A 24,898-nucleotide genomic window follows, 5' to 3' on the forward strand; every position below is an offset into this window, starting at 1 on the left:
GGATCCCCGAACAAGTCATCAAGATCGTCCGACGGGGCCTGCTCCGCGTCCGAAGCTGCGCTTTCAGGGGCTGCCGCCTCGCCCAGATCGCCCAGCAGGTCATCAAGATCGTCGGCGGGGCCTTCTTCGACGTCACGTCCACCCAAGAGTTCATCAGTTGACGCCTCGCTGTCTGAGGCGTCGGCGTCCTCCGGATCCCCGAACAAGTCATCAAGATCGTCCGACGGGGCCTGCTCCGCGTCCGAAGCTGCGCTTTCAGGGGCTGCCGCCTCGCCCAGATCGCCCAGCAGGTCATCAAGATCGTCGGCGGGGCTTTCTTCGATATCACTCTCGCCCTGGAGTTCATCGGATAACGTTTCATTGTCTGAGGCGTCGGCGTCCTCCGAATCTCCGAACAAGTCATCAAGATCGTCCGACGGGGCCCGCTCCGCGTCCGAAGTTGCGCTTTCAGGCGATTCCGTCTCGCCCAAATCACCCAGCAGGTCATCAAGATCGTCGGCGTCAGATGCCAGCGACGACGAGTCGTCATCCAGCGGATCAGCCGCAGCAACGTTGTTACCCGCCTCTGGCAAATCCGGGGTGGGGTCCGACAGAGATATCTCTGTGGAGTCCGTGGCATCCGGATCTCTGAGCAGATCCTCCAAATCGTCCGGCTCAGGCGTCCCATTCGCGGCATGGGTCGCGCTCACGACATCGACAGGCTCGGTGCCCGCCGCGGACCCAATCTCGCCCAGCCCCAATAGATCGTCCAGTTCATCCGGAGTATCAATCCCGCTATCGCCAAACAGATCGTCCAGATCGGTCTCTGCAGCTGTTTTTTGTGTCGCTTCTCCGGCATCTGACGTGCCGAGACTGTCCACCGCAAGCTCCTCCTCATCCGCCGGTAGAGGCTCTTCAGGCTGAGTGTTCGCACTCTCTGTCAACACATCGGCACTGCCGTCACCGGCAGCTTCCTCGACTTCAATCGACGCCAGACTGTCGAGTGCGTCGTCCAGGTCATTCTCCTGCGGCAACTCTTCCGGTATTGCGCCAGCAAGTTCCGCCAACGTATCAGCCGTCGTATCTTCTGGGGGCGGGCCGCTGTGAACGTCGGCAAGACTGTCCAAGGCCGACTCAATATTGTCTGCCTCCGGAGGTTCTTGAGGCGCAAGTTCAGCGAGCCCGGCAAGCGCATCATCTGCCGCATCATCGGCAGTTACCGGAAGCTCGACATCTGCGATGCTGTCCAGTGCCGCGCCAACTTCATCCGGTTCAGGTGTCTCTGCCGGGGCAGCGGCAGCAAGACCTGCCAAGGCGTCATCGGTCGTGTCTTCGGTTGGTCGCGGAGGCTCAACGTCAGCAAGGCTGTCCAGTGCCGCGCCAACGTCGTCCGGTTCAGGGGTCTCTTCCGGGACAATCGTGGCCAAATCTGCCAAGAGCGCATCGCTCTCATCCTTTGCTGCGTCCGGTATTTCTGCCCGCGCCAGACTGTCCAATGCGGAGGCAGTCATATCAAGTTCGACCTCGGCATCGGGGACCGCATTGGCAAGACCCGCGAGCGCGTCATCAACACTCGTATCCGGCGCGTTCTCGATAGGCGAATTGGCGCGCAGTTGATCCAATGCGGCTTGGTCCTTGTCCTCGCCGGGCTCGTCTGGTGCTGCGCTCTCGCGCAGGCTGGAAAGGACGTCCGCTTTCGTGTCAGTCGGTTTCGGCTCTTCCGCCGATGTTCGGGCAAGTGCTGCCAACACATCGTCGGAAGTGTCTTTTGGCGTCTCCTCCACCGGCGCCTTCGACTTCAATCCGTCCAGGACATTGTCGGCCACATTCGCATGCTGCGGCTCTTCCGTGGCCAAAGCCCGCAAACTGTCCAGAGCAGCAGCGCTATCCGTGGCCTCTTGCTTCGATCCGGCGAGGGCCGACAGCAATGCGGGATCGGCGAGGATTTTCTCGATCAGGGTTTCCGCACCGACCTTGCCATCCATATACGTCATCAAGTCTGAAAGTTGCGTGCGTGCCTCAAGCAGTGAACGGAGCGGTGCGACCTTGGCCGCGATCGCCTCCGGTGAAAAATCCGATATCTTCTCAAAGGTCAGATCAACATCGACATTGCCCTCACCGGTCAGAGTATTGGGTACACTGAAGGCCGCGCGGGGCTGCATCGCGCGCATGCGATCATCAAAATTATCGACATCGATTTCCAGGAACTTGCGCTCTTCGATCGAAGGCTGGGGCACCTTGGATTTTCCGGCAAGATCAGACATGACGCCCATGACAAACGGCAATTGCACCTTCTTTTCGGAACCGTAGAGCTCAACATCATACTCGATCTGCACCCTTGGAGCACGGTTGCGAGATATGAATTTCTGCGAGCTGTCGCTCATTTCTCCTCTCCTTTGAGTTCCGCGACTTCGGCGCGCAATGCCCGGAGCTCCGCGAGCATCTCGGTGACATTCTCGTTGACGATGTCGGTTTCACTCTTGACGAGTTCTCTCAGGTTTTCGAATTCGGCCTCGTTCTCTTCCTCCACCGCAGCCTGCATGGTGTTGACCAAGAGACCGATGAACAGGTTCAGGACCGAGAACGCGGTGATGATGATAAAGGGCACGAAGAACGCCCAGGCATAGGGATGCACCTCCATCACCGGGCGAACGATGCCCATTGACCAACTCTCGAGCGTCATGATCTGAAACAGAGAATAAAGACTGCGCCCCAGCGTGCCGAACCATTCGTTGAAATCAGGCCCGTACATCAGCGTGGCCATCACGCCGAAGACATAAAAGACGATCGAAATCATGATGATCACTGCGCCCATGCCCGGCAACGCATCCAGAAGAGCCTGCACCACCGCCCGCATCTGCGGGATCACCGAGAGCAGACGCATCGCGCGGATCACCCTCAACCCACGCAGGGCCGACAGACCGCCCTTGTCCGGCAACAGGCCCAGGCCAACAACGATAAAGTCAAAGATATTCCATGGGTTTGAGAAAAAGCCCCTGATGCCATAGGCAAAGAACTTGAGCGCCAGTTCGGCGACAAAGATCATCAGCACGATCTGGTCGATCACCTTGAGGGCCGGGCCGATCACGCTGTTGATGTTTTCCGATGTCGACATGCCAAGCGTCACGGCGTTGAAAATGATCACGCCCAGAATTGCGTTCTTGACGCTGTCTCGTTCAACGAACTCCAGCGCCTTTTCCCGCAGGGTGGTTGTCTGATTGATCTCTGGGCTCGTCTGCACGTCTGCCACTCCTAGGTCTTGGGTCTATGTTCGGGCCTTACTCGAACGCATATGAAAAATTCGTACCATCCGAATCTATCGCCACCTTGGTCACGGCGCCGCCTTCCATCATCCGGCGCAGGAACTCTGCCGAGATTTCGGGCAGCATCGTGTTGGTCACGATCGCATCGATCATGCGACCTCCACTTTCCAGTTCCTGACAACGATCAACAATCGTGTCGACCACAGCATCGGAAAACTCGAACGGCACGCCATGCGATGTTTCAACCCGGCGCTTGATCCGACCCAACTGCAGCTTGGTGATCTCGGCGATCATGTCGGGGCTGAGCGGATAATAGGGGATCGTGACCAGACGCCCAAGCAATGCCGCCGGGAAAATCTTGAGCAACGGCTCGCGTAGCGCCTTGGCGATGCCTTCGGGTTCGGGCATCAGGTCGGGATCGGCGCACATGTCCATGATCAGGTCGCTTCCCGCGTTGCTGGTCAACAGGATCAGGGTGTTCTTGAAGTCGATTACGCGACCTTCGCCATCCTCCATGACGCCCTTGTCAAAGACCTGAAAGAAAATCTCGTGCACGTCGGGATGGGCCTTTTCAACCTCGTCCAACAGCACCACGGAATAGGGTTTGCGCCGCACCGCCTCGGTCAGAACGCCACCTTCGCCATAACCGACATAGCCCGGAGGCGCGCCTTTCAGGCTACTGACCGTGTGGGCTTCCTGATATTCGCTCATGTTGATGGTGATGACATTCTGCTCACCGCCGTACAGAACCTCGGCCAGCGCCAGCGCGGTTTCGGTCTTGCCCACGCCCGACGTGCCGGCCAGCAGGAAGACACCGATGGGTTTGGACGGGTTGTCGAGCCCCGCGCGGGATGTCTGGATGCGTTTGGAGATCATCTGCATCGCGTGATCCTGCCCGATCACCCGTTTTGCCAGATGGTCTTCAAGGTGCAGGATGGTCTCGATTTCGTCCTTGACCATGCGGCCCACTGGAATGCCCGTCCAGTCGCCGACGACGCTGGCCACGGCCTGATGATCGACGATGGGCAGGATCAGCGGGTTTTCCCCCTGCACTTCGGTCAGTTCCGCGTTCTTTGCCTTCAACTCTGCCATCAAGGCCGCGCGCTCTTCTTCGGACAGCGGACTTTGGGCGGCTTCATCATCCTGCGGCGCCTCATCCACCGGCGCGCCGCCTTCTCGAAGTTTGGCCCGCAGCGCCAGGATGGATTCAACCACGGCCTTTTCCGTTTCCCAACGACCGTTCAGTTCTTCCAACCGGTCCTCTTCCGCGCTCTTGGCCGCCGAAACGGCCTCTCGCCGATCGGCCACTTCATAGCCCGCGGTTTCGTCCCGCCCGATGATATCAAGCTCGGTGGTCAGTCCCTCGATACGACGGCGGCTGTCATCCACCCTGGCCGGCACGGCATGCTGGCTGACCGCAACGCGCGCGCAGGCCGTATCGAGCAGGCTGACGGATTTATCCGGCAATTGCCGCGCCGGGATGTAGCGCGCCGACAGTGTGACCGCCGCCTCGATGCCTTCGTCCAGAACCTGCACCCGATGATGCGTTTCCAGCATCGACGCAATGCCGCGCATCATCAGGATCGCCTTGGGGATGTCGGGCTCATCAACCTGTACCACCTGGAACCGGCGGGTCAGCGCGGGGTCTTTTTCGATGTACTTCTTGTATTCGGCCCATGTGGTCGCGCCGATGGTCCTTAACGTTCCCCGTGCGAGTGCCGGTTTCAGCAGGTTTGCGGCGTCCCCAGTTCCCGCCGCACCTCCGGCCCCCACCAGCGTATGGGTTTCATCGACAAACATCACGATAGGCTGATCACTCGCCTGCACCTCGTCAATCACCTGACGCAGCCGGTTCTCAAATTCGCCCTTCATGCTGGCCCCGGCCTGCAGCAAGCCGATATCCAGCATCAGAAGGCGCACATTCCGCAACGCCGGTGGCACGTCACCGCGCGCGATACGTAGTGCAAAGCCTTCGACAACGGCGGTTTTGCCGACGCCCGCCTCGCCGGTCAGGATCGGATTGTTCTGACGCCGGCGCATCAGCACATCGACGATCTGGCGAATTTCCTCGTCACGCCCGACAATCGGGTCGATCTCGCCGTTCCGCGCCTGCTCCGTCATGTCGGTACAGTACTGGTCCAGCGCCTCGGTGCCGCCCAACTGGGCCTGCCGAGCTCCGCTGGCTTCGCCCGGCTCCACGCCTCCTCCCGTCTGGCTGGCGTCTTTGGGGTGAAGCGCCTCTTCGGGCGAACCGTCAGTGGCCTTGGCAAAGTTATCCGCCAGGTCATCCGCCCCGATACCACCTAATTCGGGTGACATGGTTCTCAGGATGTTGCGCAGCGCCGGGGTTTTCAACATTCCCAACAACAGGTGACCCGTTCGGACATGATTGGAACTATAGAGCAGAGACCCCCAGACCCATCCGCGTTCCATCGCATCCATCAGATGATCCGACAAATCGGAAATCGCACTGGCCCCGCGCGGCAATGCATCGAGCGCACGCGTCAATTCGGCGGAAATCTTGCCCGGGTCCAGATCAAAGTAACCGATGATGCGATGAATGTCGCTGTCCTGCCCATTCAGGATCTGATGCATCCAGTGAACAACCTCGACATAGGGGTTGCCCCGCATCTTGCAGAACACCGTGGCCCCTTCTACGGCTTGATAGCCCAGTTTGTTGAGCTTTCCGAACAAGGCTACGCGGCTGATTTCGGTCATCTGATGTCCTTCCTGGTCAATATTGGCGTCACAGCCCCGCCTGCGCGGGTGGCAGATCCGGGTACAGGTACAAATCCTCGGCATTTGAGCGCGTGTCATCCGCGTCCGGGCGGGTTCTGATCCAGCTTGTGTGGCCCAGGCGCGTGGTACCTCCGAGACTGGCGCGGGGCACTTCGTCGCCGGCCAGCACGAGGTTCACGTCCCAGTCAAGACTGTCGCCCACGTAGTTGCGCACGATGGACTGCAAGCGCTGCTGCGAGTCGCCGCCCGGCAGCAAACGTTCATAGTCCACCAGAGAAAGTGGCCCGATGCGCAGCCTGAACTTCGCTGCGCGCGTCCAGACCCTTTGTCCGACGCTGGTGCTGCGCCCCAATGCGGCCCGATGCCCCAACTGCCATTGATCGTCCGGTTCGAGCTCGAGCCAGCAGCCGACAAATTGCTGCAATTTCACGGGCACCCGAAAGAATGCCGACAGGATGGAGACAAGCCCTTCCGGATTCCGGGCCGCCTGCGCCAGATGACCTGCGAAATGAAGCTTCGCCAGATCCGGCATCGCATCGCGATCTCGCAACGCGCGCCCATGGTACCCGGCCAGCGCCGCCACCTTGCGCGCCATCGGATCATCCGCGCGATCAAAGCTCGGTGCGGGCTGGCCGGTGGTCCACGCGCGATACAGCAGGCTCATCATCCGATGAGTCAGCATGTTGGCAAAGGCCACAAACGTGCTGTCGCGATGATTGCGATGTCGATCGCGTGCGTATTGCGTCATGTGCAGCGGCAATGGTCCGTTGGGGCCAAACAAGCCGAAGAACCGGTTGGTCAGTCGCGCGGGCCGGTCTCCGACGCCCAGTTTGAATTCGGCGATGGTTGACGGAGGAAAGGCCAGTTCAGCCTCCTGTCCCAGCCGCACCTTGTCTTCGCGCGGACGGCGGCTTTCCCCCAGGCGCGGGGCGTCTTCAAACGTCGCTTCGATAACCCGAAGCGCCTGAAAAACGTGATGCTTTTCCGGATCCTTTTTCAGCCTGTCAAAATGGCTCAAATCATCCGGCCCAATCCGGTTTCCGGTCGCCATCTGGCAATTTCCCCGCGTTTCTGCGTTTTCAGAACGGTTTCTGTAAAGCTGTTGATCGTCGTGTATCGGCGCAGGAACCGTTCCAGTACCGCGCCCAGTACATAGGCGCTTGTGCCTTCAAAAAAGCTCTCGTCTATGCCGATCGTCACTTCGACGCCGCGCACTGCCGTCGACAGGATTTCATCACTCATCCGGCGCACGATCGGACGGCTTGAAACCGACACGATGCCTTCAAGTTGCTTTTCCGTAACCCGGTCGCCCAAAGGTGCATAAAGTCCGACCAATTCGCGCAACGCGGCGGCCGAGTCCCCTTTGCCAGAATCCGCAATCGACAGGTAGTTGAGGCTCAGATGGCTGATCAGCCGCCAGGCCGTATCCCCCTGCGCCAGTGTCGGGTGAGGCCGTGTCGGCGAGACCGGCAAGCGAATGGATTTGACCGGCCCCCCCTCGGGCATCCGGAACACATCCGCATCCCCTGTGGCCAACAGCAATGGCAGGTCCCGGTTGGAGCACAACGCCTGGACCGCCAGTTGGTCGAGCCCGGCGGCATAGGGCGTTTGGGCCCGATCAACCAGTGTCAAATAAACTTCGGACCCCAGATAGGAGGTCCGCACCCCCCGCAGGCGTTCCTTTTCCGAGCGCTGCCGCATCCGTCGGTTGATTGTATAATATGCCGGGTGGGTTTCCCCGGCAGCCGTGAAATCGGTTGAGGAATAGAACGGGCGAAACACCACGTCATCTCCCCCCGCACTGCTGATTCCGGTGACGTTTTGGAGGGAATGAATTTCGAAATCCAGCGCCGCGGTGCGGCTGGCGATGATGTGTTGTTGCGTGTCGCTTGAGGCGACATGCACACGGTCACACCGTTTGGGGAACAGGTTCACCGCCGGCACGGCATTGGGGGTAAAGGCCTCGGCAACGACAAGCGGCGCCACTTCGCTGCGGCTTTCCTTCAGCAGGATGTAGATGTCTACATCCGGCCCCGTCGCGCGCGCGAGCGCCGCACGTAATCCCTGAAGCTCGACAAACAGGAACCGCTCGGGCATCGCAAAGTATTCCTGCAACAGGCGATACCCGTCAAAGGACCGGCGCGGGGTCGGCAGCAAGGCTTCGTCCTGTCCAAAACCACGGTTCACGACTGCACCCGCCACCAGCGGTTCTGCCCAGTCGGCACGACGGTCAGTCGACCGCCCGCAGAGGCCGCTGACCTGCGTTGACAGCAATTCGAGGAGCGCCCAGCTGTTGCCCCCGCTGCTGTTGAGAAACAGCGTCAGGTCATCCATCGGCATTTCCGCGATCGGACCACCATCCGCACGCCTGAGCCTGAGGCGAATGCCGGCGCGGGCCTCGGCCTGACCGGCGACACCGGCCGCAACCAGTTCGCCACGCCCTTCTATGTACTCCGCCTCGCTTATCTGGATCGGCCACATTGTCATTTCGGCAGCCGTACGAAACTCGCACGGGGTACTTTCACCTTCCATCGGCCGACTGCGCAGCGAGGTATGACGCGGCAGGACATAACCGCTCTTGACCGCCGAATTGGTGGTATCGGGCTCGAATGCGGCAATCATCATCGACGGGGTCGGCGCGAGGTAGTGCGGATAGACGATCTCGAGCAGATTGCTGGTAAAATTCGGGTACTGGAGTTCCAGTTCCAATTGCACGCGCGCAGAGAGGAAGGCGACACCTTCCAGGAGCCGCTCCACATAGGGGTCCAGCACCTCGACCCCCTCCATGCCAAGGCGGCTGGCAATCTTGGGATAGGCAGAAGCGAATTCCGCGCCCATGTCACGCAGAAAGATCAACTCGCTTTCATAGTGTTTCATCAGGCGCGTATCCATGGCGACTATCGGCTCCCTTCCACGGAGATTTCACCGGTGGTCACGTCCACCTGGCTGCGCAGGTACAGTTCGAGCGGCAGAGGTTGCGCCCACATATCCGCCCGGATGATCAGCGCCACCATCATGTCGCTTCCCTCCCCTTCAGGATTGAGCGTCACATCCACGGTTCCCTTGATGATGCGCGGCTCGTAGGTGGAGATCGCCTGCTGGATCGAGCGACGGATTTTTTCCGCCCGCTCCGCCGTAGAGAACTCTCCCGAGACCTCGCGAAGCCCGTAGTTGATCACCGAGCGCGTAACATGGGGCAAGGCGGCGGCATCAAATGAGCTCTCGGTGTTGGTCGTGTTCAACAGCCAGGACAGATCACGCTGAATGATATCGCGCAACCGCGAGATGTCGATCACCCGCGCGTCCCTCGCTTCCTTGAGATTGCCGGGCTCATTGTCCGTCAACCTGTCCAGCAGGGACGGTTGAAGGCGCTCGGCAAGGGTCTTGTCAGCCATCGCCCGAAGCGCCCCCCGCTGCCGGGGCGCCCTCCATGACAAGGCTGCGAACGTCCATCAGGGCCACATCGTTCTGGTCGGTCGCTAACAGTCGCTGACCAGACCCGACAAATGTGTCGGCCCCCGCATCGGCCCATGTGGTCGCCCGCGCGAGCTTGGCCGCGGCATCGTCGCCATCGGTGGTTCCGACATAGCGCGTGGGTATGAGCGCCGCCACCTCGCCACCATTGTGCAGGCCCAGAGTCGCCGCAGTCCAGACCGCATCCCTCAGATCGCTGGGATCTTCCATGGTCAATGACGCGATCGAACTGAACGGCAGCCAAAAATATCGTCCGTTCACGATGACTTCGAGGACCGGACCCAACCGCATGTCAGCGTCCGCGATCCATTGAAAGGGTTGCCCGTTGATCTCGCCAGAGCAGGCAGGTGCCGCATCAAAGGCCCGGGCACGCAGTGTGGCAGCCTCGTCCGCTTTGCCCGATGCGAGGAGTTTCTGCGCCTCGATCAGCAGGGCGAGCCATTCTTCCGGTTCGCCAAAAATAAGCGGCTCCTTTTCGCCCGCGAACACCTTTTCGCGATAGACCTCGCAGATGATCGCCTCGCGGTAGGTCTGGGCCATCATCGTCGCGGTGCCGTCCATTTCGGCGCTCAGCTTCAGTTGGGTAATCGCCCGCTTCCAATCTCCGAGTACGCACAACAGCTGAAACAGGAAAATCCGAAGCTTTGGATCGGCCGGATTCGCTCTGACCTTGTCCTGCAGTGCGGTCAGCGCCGACTTTGGGTCGCCAGAGTTCAGATGCTCTTCGGGGGTCATGCAGACTATTCCATATCTCGTACAATGGTGGACATGCCCGGCCAGAACGCGACCGGGCATGTAAGGGAAACGATCAGATCATTTCGTTCTTCATGACATTCCAGGCAAAATTCGAGGTGTCCTTGGTCAGCGCGCCGGTCTCGGGATCGGATGCCTTGTAGTCGACCGTAATGGTGCGATAGGCGAGATCCCAGTTTTCTTCCGGAATCTGCTCTTCGCCGCCCGAAACCTCGTATTTGTCGATCACCGAATGGGTCAGGGTAAAGACCAGATAGGGTTCCATTCCGGTGTTTCCGTCACTGCCGGACCGGCACAGGTGGATTACCGTCTTGTCGCGAACAGTGCCATTGGCCACGGAGAGCATCAGCTTGGGCGAAGCGAGGCTAAGCTCTGACGTCAGGCTGATCTTCCCGAAATTGGCGTTGGCATATCCGCGCTGCGTCGTACCAAGGTCGGCCATGTCCAAAGTACGCTCGACATTGAAGGAGACAGACTTGAGCGGGATCCAGTTGGGGTGACCCTTGTCCATGCTTTCGCCATCGGCGCCCTCGATTTCTACAAATGCGTTTTCCATAGTTTTTTCCTTTCAGTGTTTGACGCGATGCGTCTTTTTTGGATGTAGTGCCTTCCTGGAGCCAAAAATTACGCTCCTTTCTCCGAAGGCAATTTGGATACCAGTCGCAGGGAAACAGTGAGCCCCTCCAGCTGGTAGTGAGGGCGCAAGAAGAATTTCGACGAATAATAGCCGGGATTGCCCTCTACTTCTTCGACAACGACTTCGGCGGCAGCGAGTGGTTTGCGCGCCTTGACCGCTTCCGAAGAAACATCTGCGTTGGTGTCTACGTATTGGTTCACCCAGCCCTGAAGCCAGGACTGCATGTCGTTGCGGCTCTTGAACGAGCCGATCTTGTCGCGAACCATACATTTCATGTAATGCGCAAAGCGGCATGTCGCGAAAAGATACGGCAACCGGGCCGCGAGATTGGCGTTGGCCGTCGCGTCAGGATCGTCATATTCCGCCGGTTTGTGCAGGGATTGCGCACCGATAAAGGCCGCAATATCCGAATTCTTGCGGTGAATGAGCGGCATCATACCGTTCTTGGCCAGTTCTGCCTCGCGCCGGTCGTTGATGGCGATTTCGGTCGGACATTTCTGATCTACACCACCATCGTCCGTCGGGAAGGTGTGACTTGGCAGATTTTCCAGCGCGCCGCCGCTTTCGACGCCGCGAATACGCGAGCACCAGCCATATTGCTTGAACGACCGGTTGATGTTGACCGCCATGCCATAAGCGGCATTGACCCAGCCGTACTTGCTGCTGTCCGCACCTTCGGTGTCTTCTTCAAAGGCAAAGGCCTCGACTGGATCGGTTTTCGACCCATAGGGCAGACGCCCCAGAAACCGTGGCATCGCGAGGCCGACATACTTGGAATCCTCGCTTTCGCGCAGGGACCGCCAGGAGGCGTATTCCGGTGTCTGGAAGATCTTGGTCAGATCGCGCGGATTGGCCAGCTCGGACCAGCTTTCCATCTGGAACAGCGTCGGTTGCGCACCAGTGATGAGCGGCGCATGGGCAGCGGCGGCAATCTTGGACATCTCGCCAAGAAGCTCCACATCGGGTGGGCTGTGATCAAAGTGATAGTCCGCAACAAGGGTGCCATAGGGCTCGCCACCAAACTGGCCGAATTCCTCTTCGTAGACTTTCTTGAAGATCGGAGACTGGTCCCAGGCAGTGCCTTTGAACTTGCGCAGGGTCTTGTGCATGTCCTTCTTCGAGATGTTCATCACGCGGATTTTCAGCATCTCGTCCGTTTCGGTATTGTTGACGAGATAGTGCAGGCCCCGCCACGCGCTTTCCATCTGCTGGAATTCCGCGTGATGCAGGATCAGGTTGACCTGTTCGGTCAGTTTCTTGTCGAGCTCCGCGACAATACCTTCGATGGAACGCAGCGCGTCATCGGAAATCAGGTTGGTGTTGTCGAGCGCCTGTTGTGCAAGCGTCTTGACGGCGGATTCGACGGCGGTTTTGGCCTGATCGGATTTCGGGCGAAACTCTTTTTGCAGCAGATCCTCAAATTCAGATGATCCAAATGCGGTGGCTTCACCACCGGCTTCCGCCTGGGCTTGTTCTTCAGCCATGTGTGTCTCCTATTCCTCGTCGCTTTCAGCCTTGGGTGCGGGCTGCGCAGCCAGTGTTTTCAACAGCGTCGGGTCGGTTATGATCTTGCTGATCAAATCCTCGGCTCCGGTCTTGCCGTCCATGTATGTCATCAGGTTCGAAAGCTGGGTGCGCGCCTCGAGCAATTCCTTGAGCGGCTCGACCTTGGCCGCGATTGCAGCGGGTGAAAAATCGTCCATGCTCTCAAAGGTGATATCCACGGCCAGGTTGCCTTCACCGGTCAGGGTGTTGGGAACGGTAAACGCCGCGCGGGGCTGCATCGACTTCATCCGGTCGTCGAAATTGTCGACGTCAATCTCGAGAAACTTGCGGTCCGCAACGGCAGGCTGCGGCGCTTCGGACTTGCCGGCAAGGTCGCTCATCACACCCATGACGAATGGCAACTGGACCTTTTTCTCAGCGCCATACAGCTCAACGTCGTATTCGATCTGAACCCTTGGTGCGCGATTTCGCGCAATGAATTTCTGTGAACTGTCCGCCATCTAGTGCTCCTTGGTATCCCTGTTTTACATTAATTCGCAGCATTCCCGAACAGAGGCTGCGTATCGGTTAATCGTTGTCGATGCCGCCCAGAATTTTCACATTGTCGAATTCGTTGGGTGCGATGTCCTGAATGATTGTCAGGAAATCGGCATTGACCAGCCGCTTTGCCCGCTCGAGCAATATCGGAACCGGACTGGATGGCTCGTGCTGGCGATAATAGCCGACAATCCGATCCAATGCATTCGTCACGTCGGAACGCGAGTTGATTGATCCGACGGCCCGCGTTGGTGCCGCCGACGTTGCTGCGGCTGCAGGCGCGTCCGCATCGCCATGGCTATCGTCCACTTGTATCGTCGGATCGTCAGCAGACGTGTATTCTCCCAAACGCCGCGCCATCTGGTCCAGCAGCTTGACCAGAGGGTCAAGTTCCGGTCCCCGACCCGGCGTCTTTTCGTCAAATACCGCGGAAATTGCCCGGATGTTTTCCGACGCGGTCTGGACGGCGGCCAGCGTTTCGGCCAGCACATCATCGTCCGTATCCTGAAAGGCCGCCGAGATCGCGGCGGTATCCGGCCCGGTCTCACCCTCCGGCAAGGCGATCTGACCCTCGGACACCTCGATGTCACGCATCGAGAAGCGCCCAAATCCGCGGCTCTCGGTCAGCGCGACCCGGCGCAGCGACCGATAGGCCAGTGACGGCCCCGCCATTCCGCCGGGTTGACCGCAGAGCCCCTGAATAGCGTTGACACGCATCGTCGGATCGTTGTCATCGTCTTCGTCAAGCTCGGGATGGCAGGTGTCCCAGAACTGTTCAACATGACCACGCAGGACCGTTGTCGCGTCGGCGTACCCTTTCAATCCCTCGATGTTCAGGATCGCGTCGGCCAGAAACACGCCGGCCCGCAGATCGTGGCTTTGTTCCAGCACCAGCAGAGCCTTCTTGATGACTTCGCGATAGTCCGGTTCGTGCCCCTCGGTTTTTGCATCGCCAACCTGTTGCTCCTCGATCGGCTGAGCGGCAAGTTCCATTTCGGTAAAGACGGTCTCGTACTCGAGGTTCTCACCGCTCGGAGAGTCATCACTCTTGGATTGTAAAAGGACTGCCGGGTCCATCGTGTCTCCCTTCGAAGCGGCACACACCCTGGCCGCGACTACACTTGAACCCATTCCTCGCTGCGTTTGCTGTAATGCAGTTCACACAACAGAAAAAAACATTTTCTTGACCCCAAGTCAGCCTTATCGTCTTCTTAAAGTCAATTGAATTTCCACGATTGATAGAGGGTTCAAGACCATGGCAGATCTGAAACTCGAAGGCGCCGAGCTGAAAAAGATGGTGAAGCTCGGAAAGAAGAAGGCTCTGTCGTTTGCCTTTTGCCCCGGATCAAAGAACGAACACACGTTTCTGATCGACCGCCGCAAGGGCCCTGAGATGCTTGGCAAGCTTGCCCGAAAAGAAGGCACCGGCAAGAAGGTCGCGTTCGGCACCTTCGAGGTCAAGGGGCGCGTCATGGAGATGACCTGCGGGCGGACGGTCCCGCAGATGGCGAAGACCGTCAAGAAGTACCTGAAGACCCAGAAAACGCTGGTCAATGTGGTGATCCTCGACGCCGACGGCAACACGCTGGAAAGCGATGTGGAAGATTTGCCCGCAGATCCCACGATGGAGGATACCCAAGCGGATCCGGCAGCAGCCGCAACCGAAGAGGAGCCGGCCGCCACGAGCGAGGATCAGGCCGGGGATTCCGCTCCCGCCGAAGACGCACCGGCAGACACCGAAGAGGCCCCGGTTGATGCCGCAGCGTTGGCAGCGCGCCTGAAAGCCCTGCAGCCCGCTATCGCCGCCGCTGGTGGAGATGTGGCGGACAAGCTGAAAAAGGTGATGACAGGCGCGGTCGCACAGATAAAATCTTCCGCATTCGAACAGGCAGACAAGACGGTTACCGCCCTGGAGAACGCTGTCGCCAAGCTGGGTCAAGACGTGGCCCCGGCAGCGGACACCGAAGCAGCAGAGGTTGCCACCGCACCCCAACCGGATTTTCGCGCACTGGCGGCCCGGGCAAAGGCGCTGCAGGAAACGATTTCCGCCATTGCAGAACCTGCAAAGGGCAAACTGATGACCGCGTTGTCCAGCGCTGCGCAGAACATCAAAGAGCGCAACCATGACGCCGCGGACGCGATACTGGGCAAGATCGAAAACGCCGTCAACAAGACGCTGGCCGCCGCGACCGACGCGACCGCTGCAGACGGCGACGCAAAAAAATGGGAAACCGCGTTGGCACGCCTGCAACCCGCCGTCGACAAGACGATGCAGGACAAGCGCGGCGATCTCGCGGCGATCAATCGGACCTTTGACTATGCCAAGGATCAGGCTGCGGATGGTAACTATGCAAGCGCCTTGAAGGCCGCGGCGAAGACCGCTGAGCTGCTCAAGCAGGCAGCCACGATGGAAACCACCGCGGCGGCGCAAGAGGCTGCTGACATCACACCCGAAGGGCTGGTGAAGCTGCGTGTGGCCTGGATCGAAACCCGCCTGGGGATAAAAGAGGAGATCGAGGGCCTGAAATCCGCGATCGACGACGCGACCAGGGACGTCGAGGGCATGGAAGAGGTGGCTTCCAAATCGAAGGTGCTGTTCGATTATGTTGCCGATATCGACACGAATCTCGAACAGACCCTGCAAAAGATGGCCGACGCAAAAGACGCGGAAAGCCGCGACGCCCTGAAAGGCGACGCAATGCAGATCGTGGAGACCTACAGGGGTGTTCTGGACTCTGAATTCTTCAAGGCCGTTGACGACAACGGATTTGTGAAAACCAGTATCCGAAGCACGGCGCTCAACTCGCTGCAACAGGTGAGTGCGGCCCTGGCGGCCTGACCTGAGCACTGCGGATCTTGACATCAAACGGAGGCGAACATGACCCCGCGAAAGACCCTGTTGGCTGCGGCTGCCCTGATGCTTGCCGGAACTTTGCCGGGCCTGGCGGAGACCGGGCGGATGACTGTGGAGTTGAACAAGGTCGAAGAGATCGATGGTGGCGGTTGCCGGGCGTTCTTTCTGTTTCGGAATGAAACCGCATCAAGCTTTGACGGCTTTGAGATGTCACTCGCCATCATGGACAAGAACGGGATCATCGACCGGCTCCTGTCGATAGACGCGGCACCCCTGCCGGTTGCGCGCACGACTCTGAAACTGTTTGAAATTCCGGATATGACCTGCGCCAACATCTCTGAAATCCTGCTGCATGAAATGACATCATGCAAACAGCAGAACGAAGACGAAATGGATTGTTTTCCGATCCTTGACCTGAACAGCAAGGCCAATGCTGTGCTGGTCAAATAGGCGATGCCAACGTCGTTTGAAGACCTCGGCGCTGGCGGCCCGATCATGGTGGTGCTGGCGCTGCTGTCGCTGCTGTCATGGGCGGTCATCGTGATCAAGACACTGCAACTCTGGCACAGCCGCTCTGGCGCGGCCATGCGTGGCGACGCCTTTGACAGGTGGCGGAGCGGTGAACGGCAAGAGGCACAAGCGGCAGTGGCGGCGGGCCGTTCACCGGCGGACCGGGTTACGAGCTATGCCATGCAGGCGCTGTCAGGCGGGTTTTCGGGGCCTGTTCTGCTGGCGGAACTCACCCGGCGCGGCAACGATGAAGTGTCACGGATGAACGGTCTGATCCGACTCCTGGAACTGATTGCCATGATCTCGCCCCTGCTCGGGCTTCTGGGCACGGTGCTGGGCATGATCCAGTCGTTTCAGGAACTGGAACTGGCACAGGGTGCCGCAAACGCATCGGTTCTGGCGGGTGGTATCTGGCAGGCGTTGCTGACGACGGCGGCGGGCTTGCTGGTCGCGATCCCGGCGGCGGTCGGGGCAGGCCTCTTGTCCGCCCGGATAGACGGCGCGGCGCAATCCATTGAAAGCGCGGTCGGCCAGTTGATGCTGGCCGAGGAGAACCCGGATATCTGACTGTCAGGAGAAGTCGGCCACATGGCAAACGAACTGGCATTGAGACGCGCGCGGCGGACCGGTCCGCTGATCTCGCTGGTGCCGATGATCGACGTCATGCTGATTTTGCTGGTCTTCTTCATGGTCACATCCACCTATCTGAACCTCGACATGATCCCGGCGGTCAAGCAACAGGACCGGGCAGGCCGCCAACAGAACCCGAATGGCGAAACTGTTCTGATCCGGTTGGCGGCGGATGGCGCTCCGGTTCTCAACGGCAAGCCACTTGCACCGGAAGCGTTTGCTACGCTGTTGCGTGAGCGCGTCAAAGCAAACCCCCTTACTCAGGTCCTGCTGCTGCCCTCGGGCGCGGCGACGACGCAATCGCTGATATCCGTTATGGATATCGCCACACGTGCAGGCGTCGAACGGTTGCAGGTCATCAGGCTGGAAGCGCGGCCATGAAGCTGAATCGCCCGACCCGAAACACGCAGTCCGAGACCATGATCGCGCTGATCGACGTGGTGTTTTTTCTGCTGGTGTTTTTCATGTTGATCGGCCGCATGGATGCCACCGCACCATTTGAAGTCTCGCCACCATTGGCAAGCAGTGGCCAAGACATGCCTGCAGGAGGCGCGACACTGGCCGTCGCGCAGGACGGGAGTCTTGCGATGGACAGTGTTTCAATTGAGCGATCTGAGCTTGAGGGTCTGATTACCGGGGCGCTGGCAGCTGACCGTGATCTCCGTTTGCAGATCAACGCACATCGCGACGCCGAATTGCGCCATGTATTGCCGCTCGTTGGCCTGGCCGAAACCCTGGGTGTTGGCGATGTCGTATTGGTCGTCACGCCGGAAACACGACAGGCGGGACCGTGACGGGCGGACTTGGCATTTGGGCTGTCGGGATCTGTGCATCGGCACTGGCAAACGCGGCGATTGGAACCGCCCTGTTGGTTGCCATGCGCCCGGAGCCTGTGGAACAACAGCAGTCGCCGCAAAGCGTGCTCGACGTGCAGGCCCATCAACTCAATCGTGACCGTGCGGTCGAACAGCAGCCAGAAGCTGACGCAGCCGACGCCGCTGAACCGAACAGCCCCACGGTGGACGCAGGGCACATTCCTCGTTCACAGGCCGTTGCAAGACGGCCCGTTCCGGCACGACTCTCGGAGCAGCCCCCACCGCACGTCACGCTTGGATCGGTACGGCCGTCCTCCGCGACCCAGACCCCGGCGCAACCCGAACCAAACAGGCTCGGATCGGCGCAAACACAGGGTATGATGCTTCCAGACCGCACAGTGTCCGCCCGCCCCGCTCCGGTCGTGCGGCCTGTTTCGTCGAACGCACTGCAAAGCAACGTTCCCGATGATATCAGCCTGCCAACTGTTGCGGCGGCGGCAACTGCAATCGGCACGGCAAAGCGCACCGCGATGGCGCTCCCGCAGGCATCTGGCAATGCCGATCCGGTAACGCCCATATCGCCGCCTTTGCAGCGCGCTGCGCCGATACTGTCGGAACCGGAAAAAATGACGGCTGCACTCGCCTACTCCGGTGCTGATGACGGTGAAGTCGATCCGGCATCGGTCGCCGCTTTTCAGAGCTTTGTCCACCCGGAGGACGCACCGTCACAGGGAACAACGGTGCGTGATGCCGTATCAGATCTTTTGGCGCAGGTGCCCTGTTCGCGACTGCAGGTCGAATTTGACCCGACGACCGCGATGCTTCGCGTCAACGGGCATATCCCGGAAGATGGCCTGCGCACCCCGGTGCTGAAGGCGTTGCAGACACAGATGGGCACCGATATCACTCTCTCGGATCACATCCTGATCCTGCCACGTCCGCAATGTGGCGCCCTGGCGGGAATCTCGAATGTTGGCCTGCCACAATCAACCGACCAGTTGACCAACCCGCTGCTGGTCGGAGCGGACACCCATGTCAGGGCGCTGAATTTCGTCAGGGAGGAGCGGCTGTATTTCAATCTTACCGCACCCGATTATGATGCCTACATCTATGTCGACTATTTTGATGCGGACGGAAACGTGTTGCACCTGTCTCCGAACGACCAGATCGCACAGCGGATGGTCCCCGCGAAATCCGACGTCCGTGTCGGAGCACGTTCACCCGAAGACGACGGCCTGCAGATTTTTGTCGGTCCGCCCTATGGGCAGGAGATTTCCGCAGCCTTTGCTGCCTCGGTCCCGCTTTATGATACACCGCGCCCATTGATCGAACCGGCGGCGGCCTATCTCGAGTGGCTCAAAGGCAAAGTGGCAACAGCCCGGCAGAACAACCCAGACTTCAAAGGGGAATGGGTCTATTTCTTTGTCACGACATCCGCCGACTGACCCAGGGGCGTTACTTGCACCCTGCTTCGGCCCAGTCTTTCAAATGTCGCTTCAACGCGCCCCCAAACGGATGTTTCTTGTCAAGCGAGCGTTCCATGTTCGCGCTCATATAGGCCCCCGCCTGAGTGCAGAGTCGATCCTGGGTCCATTGATGGCAGTTCGAACAGGTTTGATCTTTCCAATACGCCTCGGGCAGGCCTTCGACCGGCGGATAGAGAGGTGACATCTTGATGAGATCAGCAATGGAACGCCCCGAAACCGTCGGCAATTCGGATACCACCGCCGTCTCGAAAGTGATGGGCCCGGATGGAGCTGCGGGCGCTTTCGGAACCGGCGCTGCCGCAACTTCAGGTTCGGGCGTCACGCCCTCGCCCTGGGGATCATGACCCGCCTTTTCCTGAAGCGCGAGCACCTCGCCGCTTGCGAATTCGGCAAAAACACCTTCTGGATAGGCATCAAGATAGGCTTGATACGAGTCGATCGTTGCCGCAGCTTGCGCCATTTCGAACATCTTCTGTTCTTCTTCAGACGGACCTCTTGCAACTGTCGAAGGTTTCACCGCCTCTGGCTCCGAAAGCTCCCGTTCCATCAGGACAGACAGGAGCGCGCGCGCATCGCCGGCAAAGGTTCCGTCCGGGTAGCCGCGCAGAAACAGCATGATCTGAACCGGATCGCCCGAAGACTGGACCGAGTTCCACAATTGCAGTTCCTGCAATTGCGCGGGCGTCATTGGTGTCTCTTCGGCAAAGACAAAGTCGCTGGTCAATGATGATGAATCCCACGGCGTCTGCTGACCATTGGTCTTGTCGATGACATCGATGCGCACCTTCTTGAACATCTGTTCGATACGCAGACCCGGGGTGGTTATCTTGGACGCAAGCGCCTGTGTGAACGGGCTGTTGTCTTCCAGACCGTCCAACGCGACACCGCCGGGCGCCGTTGCATAGGCCAGAAACGTTCCGGTTGGGGCCTGCATTTCGGCAAGACCGTTGTCGTTGAACTCCGGAATGTCGATGAATGGGTTATTGCGGCAGGCATCGAGGATCATGATGTTCGTCTTGTTCCGAGCAGAAAACATCTGCCGCAGCACGGACTGCGCCTCGACCGCCATCAGGTCCAGATCAGCGGCATCTTCGAGCGCAACATCGACCGGCAATAGATAGTTGGTGCCATAAGACTGTACGCCGTGGCCCGCGTAGTAGAACAGGCCAGTCGCGTCCGACCCGGCCTTTCGCAGATCGCGACCGAACTGGGAAATTCCGCGCTTCATCTCGGATTGATCGCTATCGAGCAAGAGCGTCACCTTGAACTCGAGCCCCTCGAGCGCTTCCGCGATGAGGCGCGCGTCATGTGACGGATTGTCAAGCGGCGAAACTGTTTCGTAGTCCGAATTCCCAACGACAAGCGCCAGTCGTTCCTGCGCCAGGACAGGCGCGGCAACAAACAAGAGCAACAGACAGCAGACTCTAAAAACAATGCGCAAGGGCAATGATATCTTCCTGTTTCGGCACCGGAATTCCGGAGAGGATTATCTGGCGATTTCGCCGTGTCAAATTCGCGAATGCGCCTTTAATCATGCATTTTCAATAGAACTATCGCTTTTCTCCTTCAAGGGTGCAAGTTTCCTGTTACTCTGATCTCAGTGCCATCCAACCGTTTAGATTTTGTTAACTTTCGAGCAAGCAAGGACTGCCATGATACTCCAATTTGCCCGCAACACACTTGGTACCTGTCTACTGGGCATCTGGGTCATGCTGAGCGCCGCACCTGGCGTTGACGCACAAAGCACAGATCCGTTCGAGAATGGCTGGACGCTTGACACCGCGGCCTCTGAATTGCGGTTCATGTCCATCAAGAAGGGCAATCTTGCCGAAACCAACAAATTCGCGACGATCAGCGGCCTGATTACGCAAGAGGGCAAGGCCCAGGTCCGCGTGCTGATGGATTCGGTCGATACCAAAGTGGATTTGCGCAACGTGCGGATGCGGTTTCTGTTCTTTGAAACCTTTCTGCACCCCGAGGCGACCATCACCGTTGATCTTGACCCGGCACAGTTGACCGATCTTCACACGACCCGGCGCAAGATGATCGAAGTGGAATACACCGCTGCCGTGCACGGCGTAACGGTCACCAAGACCGCCGAGATCGCCGTCACCCTGATCAACAATGACCGTGTGGCGGTCTCGACCACCACACCCATTGCCGTCACCTTGGCAGAACATAACCTTGAGGCCGGTCGCCAAAAATTGCAGGACGCGGCGAACGTGGATATCGCGCCGCTCGGGATCGTCAGCTTTGACTTTGTGTTCGACCGCTCAAGCCCCGGCACGCCCCCGGATATGGCGACACTGACCAACGCGGTAGCGCCCGGTTCCGCCGCGCTCGAAACCAAGGGAAACCTTGATCGCGACGCCTGTGTCGGACGGTTTGAAATCCTCTCGCGCACCGGCAGCATCTATTTCACGACCGGTAACGCCAAGCTCGACAGCAAGAGTATTCCGTTGCTCGACAATCTCTATGACATTGTGAAGCGGTGCCCTGATCTTGCGATCGAAGTCGCTGGGCACACGGATTCCGACGGAAGTGACGTCGCGAACCAGCGGCTGAGCGAGCGGCGGGCGGCCTCCGTTGCGACTTATCTGCAATCCAAGGGCATTCCGGCATCACGGATGAAGGCCAGCGGATATGGTGAGACACAGCCTTTGGTCGCGAACACATCGCGCGAGAACAAGGCCAGGAACCGTCGAATCGAATTTTCGGTTATCAACTGAGCGGCCAGGCTGGTTCCGCGGGTGTCGGCTTAACCTCTGGATTGGCGGGGAAAGCGACTTGAATACGCGTGGCTTCACGTGATGTAAGCACCCTGACGGAACATGTGATCTTCGTCGTTCTCCCCCGATCAGTCAGAGGCTTTCCCGGATGACCGCTCAAATCGACAAACCCCGGGTTCTGGTGACCGGCAGCGCCGGGTTCATCGGCTTCCATCTGGCGCGTCTGTTGCTGGCCGAGGGCTTTCGCGTCCATGGCTGTGACGGGATGACAGAATATTATGATGTCACGCTCAAACAGCGCCGGCATCAGATTCTCCTGCAGGACCCGAACTTCACCGCCACCGAAGCCCTCTTGGAAAACAACAAAACCGTCGAGCAGGTGACGACCGGCTTCCGGCCGGACGTGATCGTTCACTTGGCCGCACAAGCGGGTGTGCGGTACTCTCTGGAGGCCCCACGCACGTACATCGAGAGCAATATCATCGGCACCTTCAATGTGATGGAGGCCGCGAGGAACCAGCAGGTCCGGCATCTGTTGATGGCTTCGACCTCCTCGATCTACGGCGCAAACGATGACATGCCGTTTCGCGAAACCGACAAGGCCGATTTGCAACTGACGATCTATGCCGCGACCAAGAAAGCCAATGAAAGCATGGCGCATTCCTATGCGCATCTCTGGAACATCCCGACGACAATGTTCCGTTTCTTTACAGTCTACGGGCCGTGGGGACGTCCGGATCTGGCCTATTTCAAATTCACGGAGGCCATCCTGAACGGCCGGCCGATCGACATCTATAATCATGGGGACATGTACCGCGACTTTACCTATGTCGATGATCTTGTGCGCGGAATTCGCCTGTTGATTGATGTGCCACCCGTGCGGCCGGACAACCCCGAGGACATCAAAGCCGGAGACAGCCTGTCACCCGTCGCCCCTTACCGCATTGTGAATATCGGAAACTCCCAAAAGGTGCGCTTGCTGGACTTCATCGAAGCCCTTGAAGACGCACTGGGGGTCAAGGCAGAGCGAAACTACATGGGCATGCAGAAGGGTGACGTCGCAGCCACCTGGGCGAATGCCGATCTGTTGCATGCGCTGACCGGATATTCGCCGCAGACCGACTATCGCGATGGTCTTCGGGCGTTCGTTGACTGGTATCGCGACTACGCCCGGTCTTGATGTCTGATACATGTCTGCCTCTGGTTCGCATCGATCTCTTCTGATCGGATGAGCGGTCCTTACCAATCCAAAAAACAACCGGCTCGCGCGCAGTAGAGGCCCTGCAACGTACGCTCCATTCACCGTAATTGGTCAATATCTGTCCTATTCGGTTCCCGAATTCAGACCCGTTTTCCAATCTCGGACCGAAAGGAGCCAGTGATGGCCAGACCCCGCAACCTAAAATCTCTCAAGGGTGCCGCTGAAGCCGCCTCGCTCGCAGTTTCAGAGATCCGCAAACCTATTGGCGGAGTTTGATCATGGAACCGAGCAACAGATTCCAAGCCGGTCGGTTTCACGCAGGCCGTTTCAGCGGGAGCGTCGCTGAAACCGATCAGGCGTCGTATTCGGTGTTCATCTCCGGTTTGAGCGACAACCCGACCTACGGGCCAACCGCCGAGATTGGCGTGCAACTTGTTGCGTCAGCACAGGGGTTTTCCGGTGCCGCGCCTGCGACCATCGCGTGGCAATGGCGAAACAGCCAGGGGGACATTCCCGGCGCAACCGATGCGACGTATGTTCCGGGCGTTCAGGATGATCTGGACGCCGTCTATCCGGTCGCGTTCCCGTCCGACACCTACCCCACCATGGCTGGTGCGGCATATGCCGTCCGGTTTGCCCCCCCGACAATCCAAACACCGCTTGACGACCTGAACGTTCTGGCAGGGAGCGGTGATGTCAACGTTGCGACGGACAGCGGATTTGCCGGTGAAAACCTGACCTATGCGCTTGCGGGCGATTTGTCCGGGCTGCAGATCGTTGCGAACAGCGGCCTTGCAACCGTCGCCACGAATGGCGGTGTGCAATCCGGTTCCGTCTCTGTTTCCGCCTCCAACAGCGGCGGGACCGTGACACAGGACTTTGTCGTTACAATTGGCGATGAGCCGTTCAACGTGGATATCGGCGGCCTGCAAAACGGCATCGCGACGATTGGCAGCACGGTGACCGCAGAGGTTGTCTGGTTCGTGCCCGAGGACGAGATCGCCCGTATCCGCTGGCGCAGAAATGGCAAGGTCATATCCGGCGAGCGGGACCCGAGCTATGTTGTTGATCCATCTATGGCAGGCAACGTCTTGTCCTGTACGGTTACGACGGTGAACAACGGTGCAAAGACATCGGACACCTTTCCTGTCAGCTAGAACCCAACAGCAATCGCCGTTCGGGGCGTGTCTCACTTTGGCTCTCAAGACCTCCCCTTGCGGTCGCAATTGCCACAGGCTTGTGCAGTGAGCGTCAAAGCCCCGGCACGTAAAGACTGGCACTGCCAAGACCGACACCTGATCCGCGCCGCCGAAAACGACTGCTCACCAGTCGCACGATTCTTGCCTGCCCGGTTCCAGGCTGCAAACACCGATCTTGCCTTGCGAAAGACGCGGGGCTTGGATGCCCTAAAATCGCGCTGCACCCAGTCAGCGATCTGCTCGTGACTCTGCCTGTGGCAGAAACCAACCCGAGCGAGGATCAGCTTTGAGTCGATATTGATGCCAGCACCGCGCAGAAACGCTGGCCCCTATCAATACATGTGGATCATCAGCCCGCCCCAGACGTCATAAGCTTTGTCTTCAGTGGTGGCTAGCGCAACGCCGCTGAGCGCATAGCAATTTCAAGATCCTTCGTTCGGTTCCTGATTTTCAGGCCCCCAGCCAGCCGCAGTGCGCAATTCCGAAGGAATGTTTGAGTACATCGCGGTGGTATCTGTCGTGGGAAACAGACGCCCGCCGACCCGTTACGACCAGAGTATGGTCAGAATCGTTTCCTGCATCAGA

General features: G+C 59.1%; 20 protein-coding genes and 1 pseudogene. 9 read left to right on the forward strand and 12 right to left on the reverse strand.

Annotated features, from left to right (window positions below; genetic code table 11):
- Positions 1–1,862 precede the first annotated feature (1,862 nt).
- The 11 genes and pseudogenes from tssB (QO231_RS19020) to tssA all read right to left on the reverse strand — a co-directional run.
- Positions 1,863–2,363: pseudogene (gene tssB, locus QO231_RS19020) on the reverse strand (type VI secretion system contractile sheath small subunit); the annotation flags it as partial.
- Complete coding sequence (locus tag QO231_RS19025) at positions 2,360–3,220, reverse strand: ion transporter (RefSeq protein ID WP_316780096.1); 861 nt, start codon at positions 3,218–3,220, stop codon at positions 2,360–2,362. The pseudogene tssB (QO231_RS19020) and the gene QO231_RS19025, both read right to left, overlap by 4 nt.
- A 37-nt stretch (positions 3,221–3,257) precedes the next feature.
- Positions 3,258–5,960: a type VI secretion system ATPase TssH gene (tssH, locus tag QO231_RS19030; protein ID WP_316780099.1), complete on the reverse strand. Its 2,703-nt coding sequence runs from the start codon at positions 5,958–5,960 to the stop codon at positions 3,258–3,260.
- Between the two features lie 28 nt (positions 5,961–5,988).
- Complete coding sequence (gene tssG / locus QO231_RS19035) at positions 5,989–7,032, reverse strand: type VI secretion system baseplate subunit TssG (RefSeq protein WP_316780101.1); 1,044 nt, start codon at positions 7,030–7,032, stop codon at positions 5,989–5,991.
- Positions 6,996–8,873, reverse strand: coding sequence for a type VI secretion system baseplate subunit TssF (gene tssF / locus QO231_RS19040; protein ID WP_316780104.1), 1,878 nt, complete (start codon positions 8,871–8,873; stop codon positions 6,996–6,998). The genes tssG and tssF overlap by 37 nt, the downstream gene beginning before the upstream one ends.
- Before the next feature lie 5 nt (positions 8,874–8,878).
- Positions 8,879–9,376 (reverse strand): type VI secretion system baseplate subunit TssE, encoded by a 498-nt coding sequence (gene tssE, locus QO231_RS19045; protein ID WP_316780107.1) that lies wholly within the window; start codon positions 9,374–9,376, stop codon positions 8,879–8,881.
- Positions 9,369–10,190, reverse strand: coding sequence for a type VI secretion system accessory protein TagJ (locus QO231_RS19050; protein WP_316780110.1), 822 nt, complete (start codon positions 10,188–10,190; stop codon positions 9,369–9,371). The genes tssE and QO231_RS19050 overlap by 8 nt, the downstream gene beginning before the upstream one ends.
- Positions 10,191–10,263: 73 nt before the next feature.
- On the reverse strand, positions 10,264–10,764 hold the full coding sequence (locus tag QO231_RS19055) for an Hcp family type VI secretion system effector (RefSeq protein WP_316780114.1): 501 nt from the start codon (positions 10,762–10,764) through the stop codon (positions 10,264–10,266).
- Positions 10,765–10,832: 68 nt separating this feature from the next.
- The gene (tssC, locus tag QO231_RS19060; protein ID WP_316780115.1) at positions 10,833–12,329 is read right to left on the reverse strand and encodes a type VI secretion system contractile sheath large subunit; all 1,497 of its coding nucleotides are present in this window, start codon (positions 12,327–12,329) and stop codon (positions 10,833–10,835) included.
- Between the two features lie 9 nt (positions 12,330–12,338).
- A complete protein-coding gene (tssB, locus tag QO231_RS19065) occupies positions 12,339–12,851 on the reverse strand; it encodes a type VI secretion system contractile sheath small subunit (RefSeq protein WP_316780118.1) in 513 nt (170 codons plus the stop codon).
- A gap of 67 nt (positions 12,852–12,918) precedes the next feature.
- The gene (gene tssA / locus QO231_RS19070) at positions 12,919–13,965 is read right to left on the reverse strand and encodes a type VI secretion system protein TssA (protein WP_316780120.1); all 1,047 of its coding nucleotides are present in this window, start codon (positions 13,963–13,965) and stop codon (positions 12,919–12,921) included.
- A gap of 178 nt (positions 13,966–14,143) precedes the next feature.
- Between tssA and QO231_RS19075 the strand changes: the two genes are divergently transcribed.
- From QO231_RS19075 to QO231_RS19100, 6 genes are read left to right on the forward strand one after another with little or no spacing between them, the layout of a single operon-like run.
- Positions 14,144–15,727, forward strand: coding sequence for a hypothetical protein (locus QO231_RS19075; RefSeq protein ID WP_316780124.1), 1,584 nt, complete (start codon positions 14,144–14,146; stop codon positions 15,725–15,727).
- Between the two features lie 39 nt (positions 15,728–15,766).
- Positions 15,767–16,192, forward strand: a complete 426-nt coding sequence (locus QO231_RS19080) for a hypothetical protein (RefSeq protein WP_394356633.1) — start codon at positions 15,767–15,769, stop codon at positions 16,190–16,192.
- Positions 16,193–16,195: 3 nt separating this feature from the next.
- Positions 16,196–16,819: a MotA/TolQ/ExbB proton channel family protein gene (locus QO231_RS19085; protein WP_316780127.1), complete on the forward strand. Its 624-nt coding sequence runs from the start codon at positions 16,196–16,198 to the stop codon at positions 16,817–16,819.
- Between the two features lie 21 nt (positions 16,820–16,840).
- Positions 16,841–17,263: an ExbD/TolR family protein gene (locus QO231_RS19090; protein ID WP_316780130.1), complete on the forward strand. Its 423-nt coding sequence runs from the start codon at positions 16,841–16,843 to the stop codon at positions 17,261–17,263.
- Entirely contained in the window at positions 17,260–17,676 is a 417-nt protein-coding gene (locus tag QO231_RS19095; protein WP_316780132.1) for an ExbD/TolR family protein, read from the forward strand. The genes QO231_RS19090 and QO231_RS19095 overlap by 4 nt, the downstream gene beginning before the upstream one ends.
- Complete coding sequence (locus QO231_RS19100; protein WP_316780135.1) at positions 17,673–19,142, forward strand: DUF4384 domain-containing protein; 1,470 nt, start codon at positions 17,673–17,675, stop codon at positions 19,140–19,142. Before QO231_RS19095 ends, QO231_RS19100 begins: the two co-directional genes overlap by 4 nt.
- Positions 19,143–19,152: 10 nt before the next feature.
- On the opposite strand, the gene QO231_RS19105 is transcribed toward QO231_RS19100, so the two are convergent.
- The gene (locus QO231_RS19105) at positions 19,153–20,631 is read right to left on the reverse strand and encodes a caspase family protein (RefSeq protein WP_316780136.1); all 1,479 of its coding nucleotides are present in this window, start codon (positions 20,629–20,631) and stop codon (positions 19,153–19,155) included.
- Positions 20,632–20,836: 205 nt separating this feature from the next.
- Here QO231_RS19105 and QO231_RS19110 point away from each other — a divergent pair, with 205 nt between their 5' ends.
- From QO231_RS19110 to QO231_RS19120, 3 genes are all read left to right on the forward strand, one after another.
- Positions 20,837–21,913, forward strand: coding sequence for an OmpA family protein (locus tag QO231_RS19110; protein ID WP_316780139.1), 1,077 nt, complete (start codon positions 20,837–20,839; stop codon positions 21,911–21,913).
- A 148-nt stretch (positions 21,914–22,061) separates the two neighbouring features.
- Positions 22,062–23,093 carry an SDR family NAD(P)-dependent oxidoreductase gene (locus tag QO231_RS19115; protein ID WP_316780141.1) on the forward strand — a complete coding sequence of 344 codons (1,032 nt, stop codon included), beginning with the start codon at positions 22,062–22,064 and terminating at the stop codon, positions 23,091–23,093.
- Between the two features lie 299 nt (positions 23,094–23,392).
- Positions 23,393–24,271, forward strand: a complete 879-nt coding sequence (locus QO231_RS19120; RefSeq protein WP_316780144.1) for a hypothetical protein — start codon at positions 23,393–23,395, stop codon at positions 24,269–24,271.
- Positions 24,272–24,898 lie beyond the last annotated feature (627 nt).

This window comes from Sedimentitalea todarodis (assembly GCF_032595355.1).
Taxonomy (GTDB): domain Bacteria; phylum Pseudomonadota; class Alphaproteobacteria; order Rhodobacterales; family Rhodobacteraceae; genus Sedimentitalea; species Sedimentitalea todarodis.

Excerpts from the sequence above, each read along its gene's own strand:
- QO231_RS19080 (WP_394356633.1), top strand. The coding sequence starts at position 15,767 with ATGACCCCGCGAAAGACCCTGTTGGCTGCGGCTGCCCTGATGCTTGCC.
- tssH (WP_316780099.1), bottom strand. The coding sequence starts at position 5,960 with ATGACCGAAATCAGCCGCGTAGCCTTGTTCGGAAAGCTCAACAAACTG.
- QO231_RS19075 (WP_316780124.1), top strand. The coding sequence starts at position 14,144 with ATGGCAGATCTGAAACTCGAAGGCGCCGAGCTGAAAAAGATGGTGAAG.
- QO231_RS19090 (WP_316780130.1), top strand. The coding sequence starts at position 16,841 with ATGGCAAACGAACTGGCATTGAGACGCGCGCGGCGGACCGGTCCGCTG.
- tssA (WP_316780120.1), bottom strand. The coding sequence starts at position 13,965 with ATGGACCCGGCAGTCCTTTTACAATCCAAGAGTGATGACTCTCCGAGC.
- QO231_RS19110 (WP_316780139.1), top strand. The coding sequence starts at position 20,837 with ATGATACTCCAATTTGCCCGCAACACACTTGGTACCTGTCTACTGGGC.
- QO231_RS19115 (WP_316780141.1), top strand. The coding sequence starts at position 22,062 with ATGACCGCTCAAATCGACAAACCCCGGGTTCTGGTGACCGGCAGCGCC.
- QO231_RS19050 (WP_316780110.1), bottom strand. The coding sequence starts at position 10,190 with ATGACCCCCGAAGAGCATCTGAACTCTGGCGACCCAAAGTCGGCGCTG.
- tssC (WP_316780115.1), bottom strand. The coding sequence starts at position 12,329 with ATGGCTGAAGAACAAGCCCAGGCGGAAGCCGGTGGTGAAGCCACCGCA.
- QO231_RS19120 (WP_316780144.1), top strand. The coding sequence starts at position 23,393 with ATGGAACCGAGCAACAGATTCCAAGCCGGTCGGTTTCACGCAGGCCGT.
- QO231_RS19095 (WP_316780132.1), top strand. The coding sequence starts at position 17,260 with ATGAAGCTGAATCGCCCGACCCGAAACACGCAGTCCGAGACCATGATC.
- tssF (WP_316780104.1), bottom strand. The coding sequence starts at position 8,873 with ATGGATACGCGCCTGATGAAACACTATGAAAGCGAGTTGATCTTTCTG.
- QO231_RS19085 (WP_316780127.1), top strand. The coding sequence starts at position 16,196 with ATGCCAACGTCGTTTGAAGACCTCGGCGCTGGCGGCCCGATCATGGTG.
- tssG (WP_316780101.1), bottom strand. The coding sequence starts at position 7,032 with ATGGCGACCGGAAACCGGATTGGGCCGGATGATTTGAGCCATTTTGAC.
- tssB (WP_316780118.1), bottom strand. The coding sequence starts at position 12,851 with ATGGCGGACAGTTCACAGAAATTCATTGCGCGAAATCGCGCACCAAGG.
- tssE (WP_316780107.1), bottom strand. The coding sequence starts at position 9,376 with ATGGCTGACAAGACCCTTGCCGAGCGCCTTCAACCGTCCCTGCTGGAC.
- QO231_RS19055 (WP_316780114.1), bottom strand. The coding sequence starts at position 10,764 with ATGGAAAACGCATTTGTAGAAATCGAGGGCGCCGATGGCGAAAGCATG.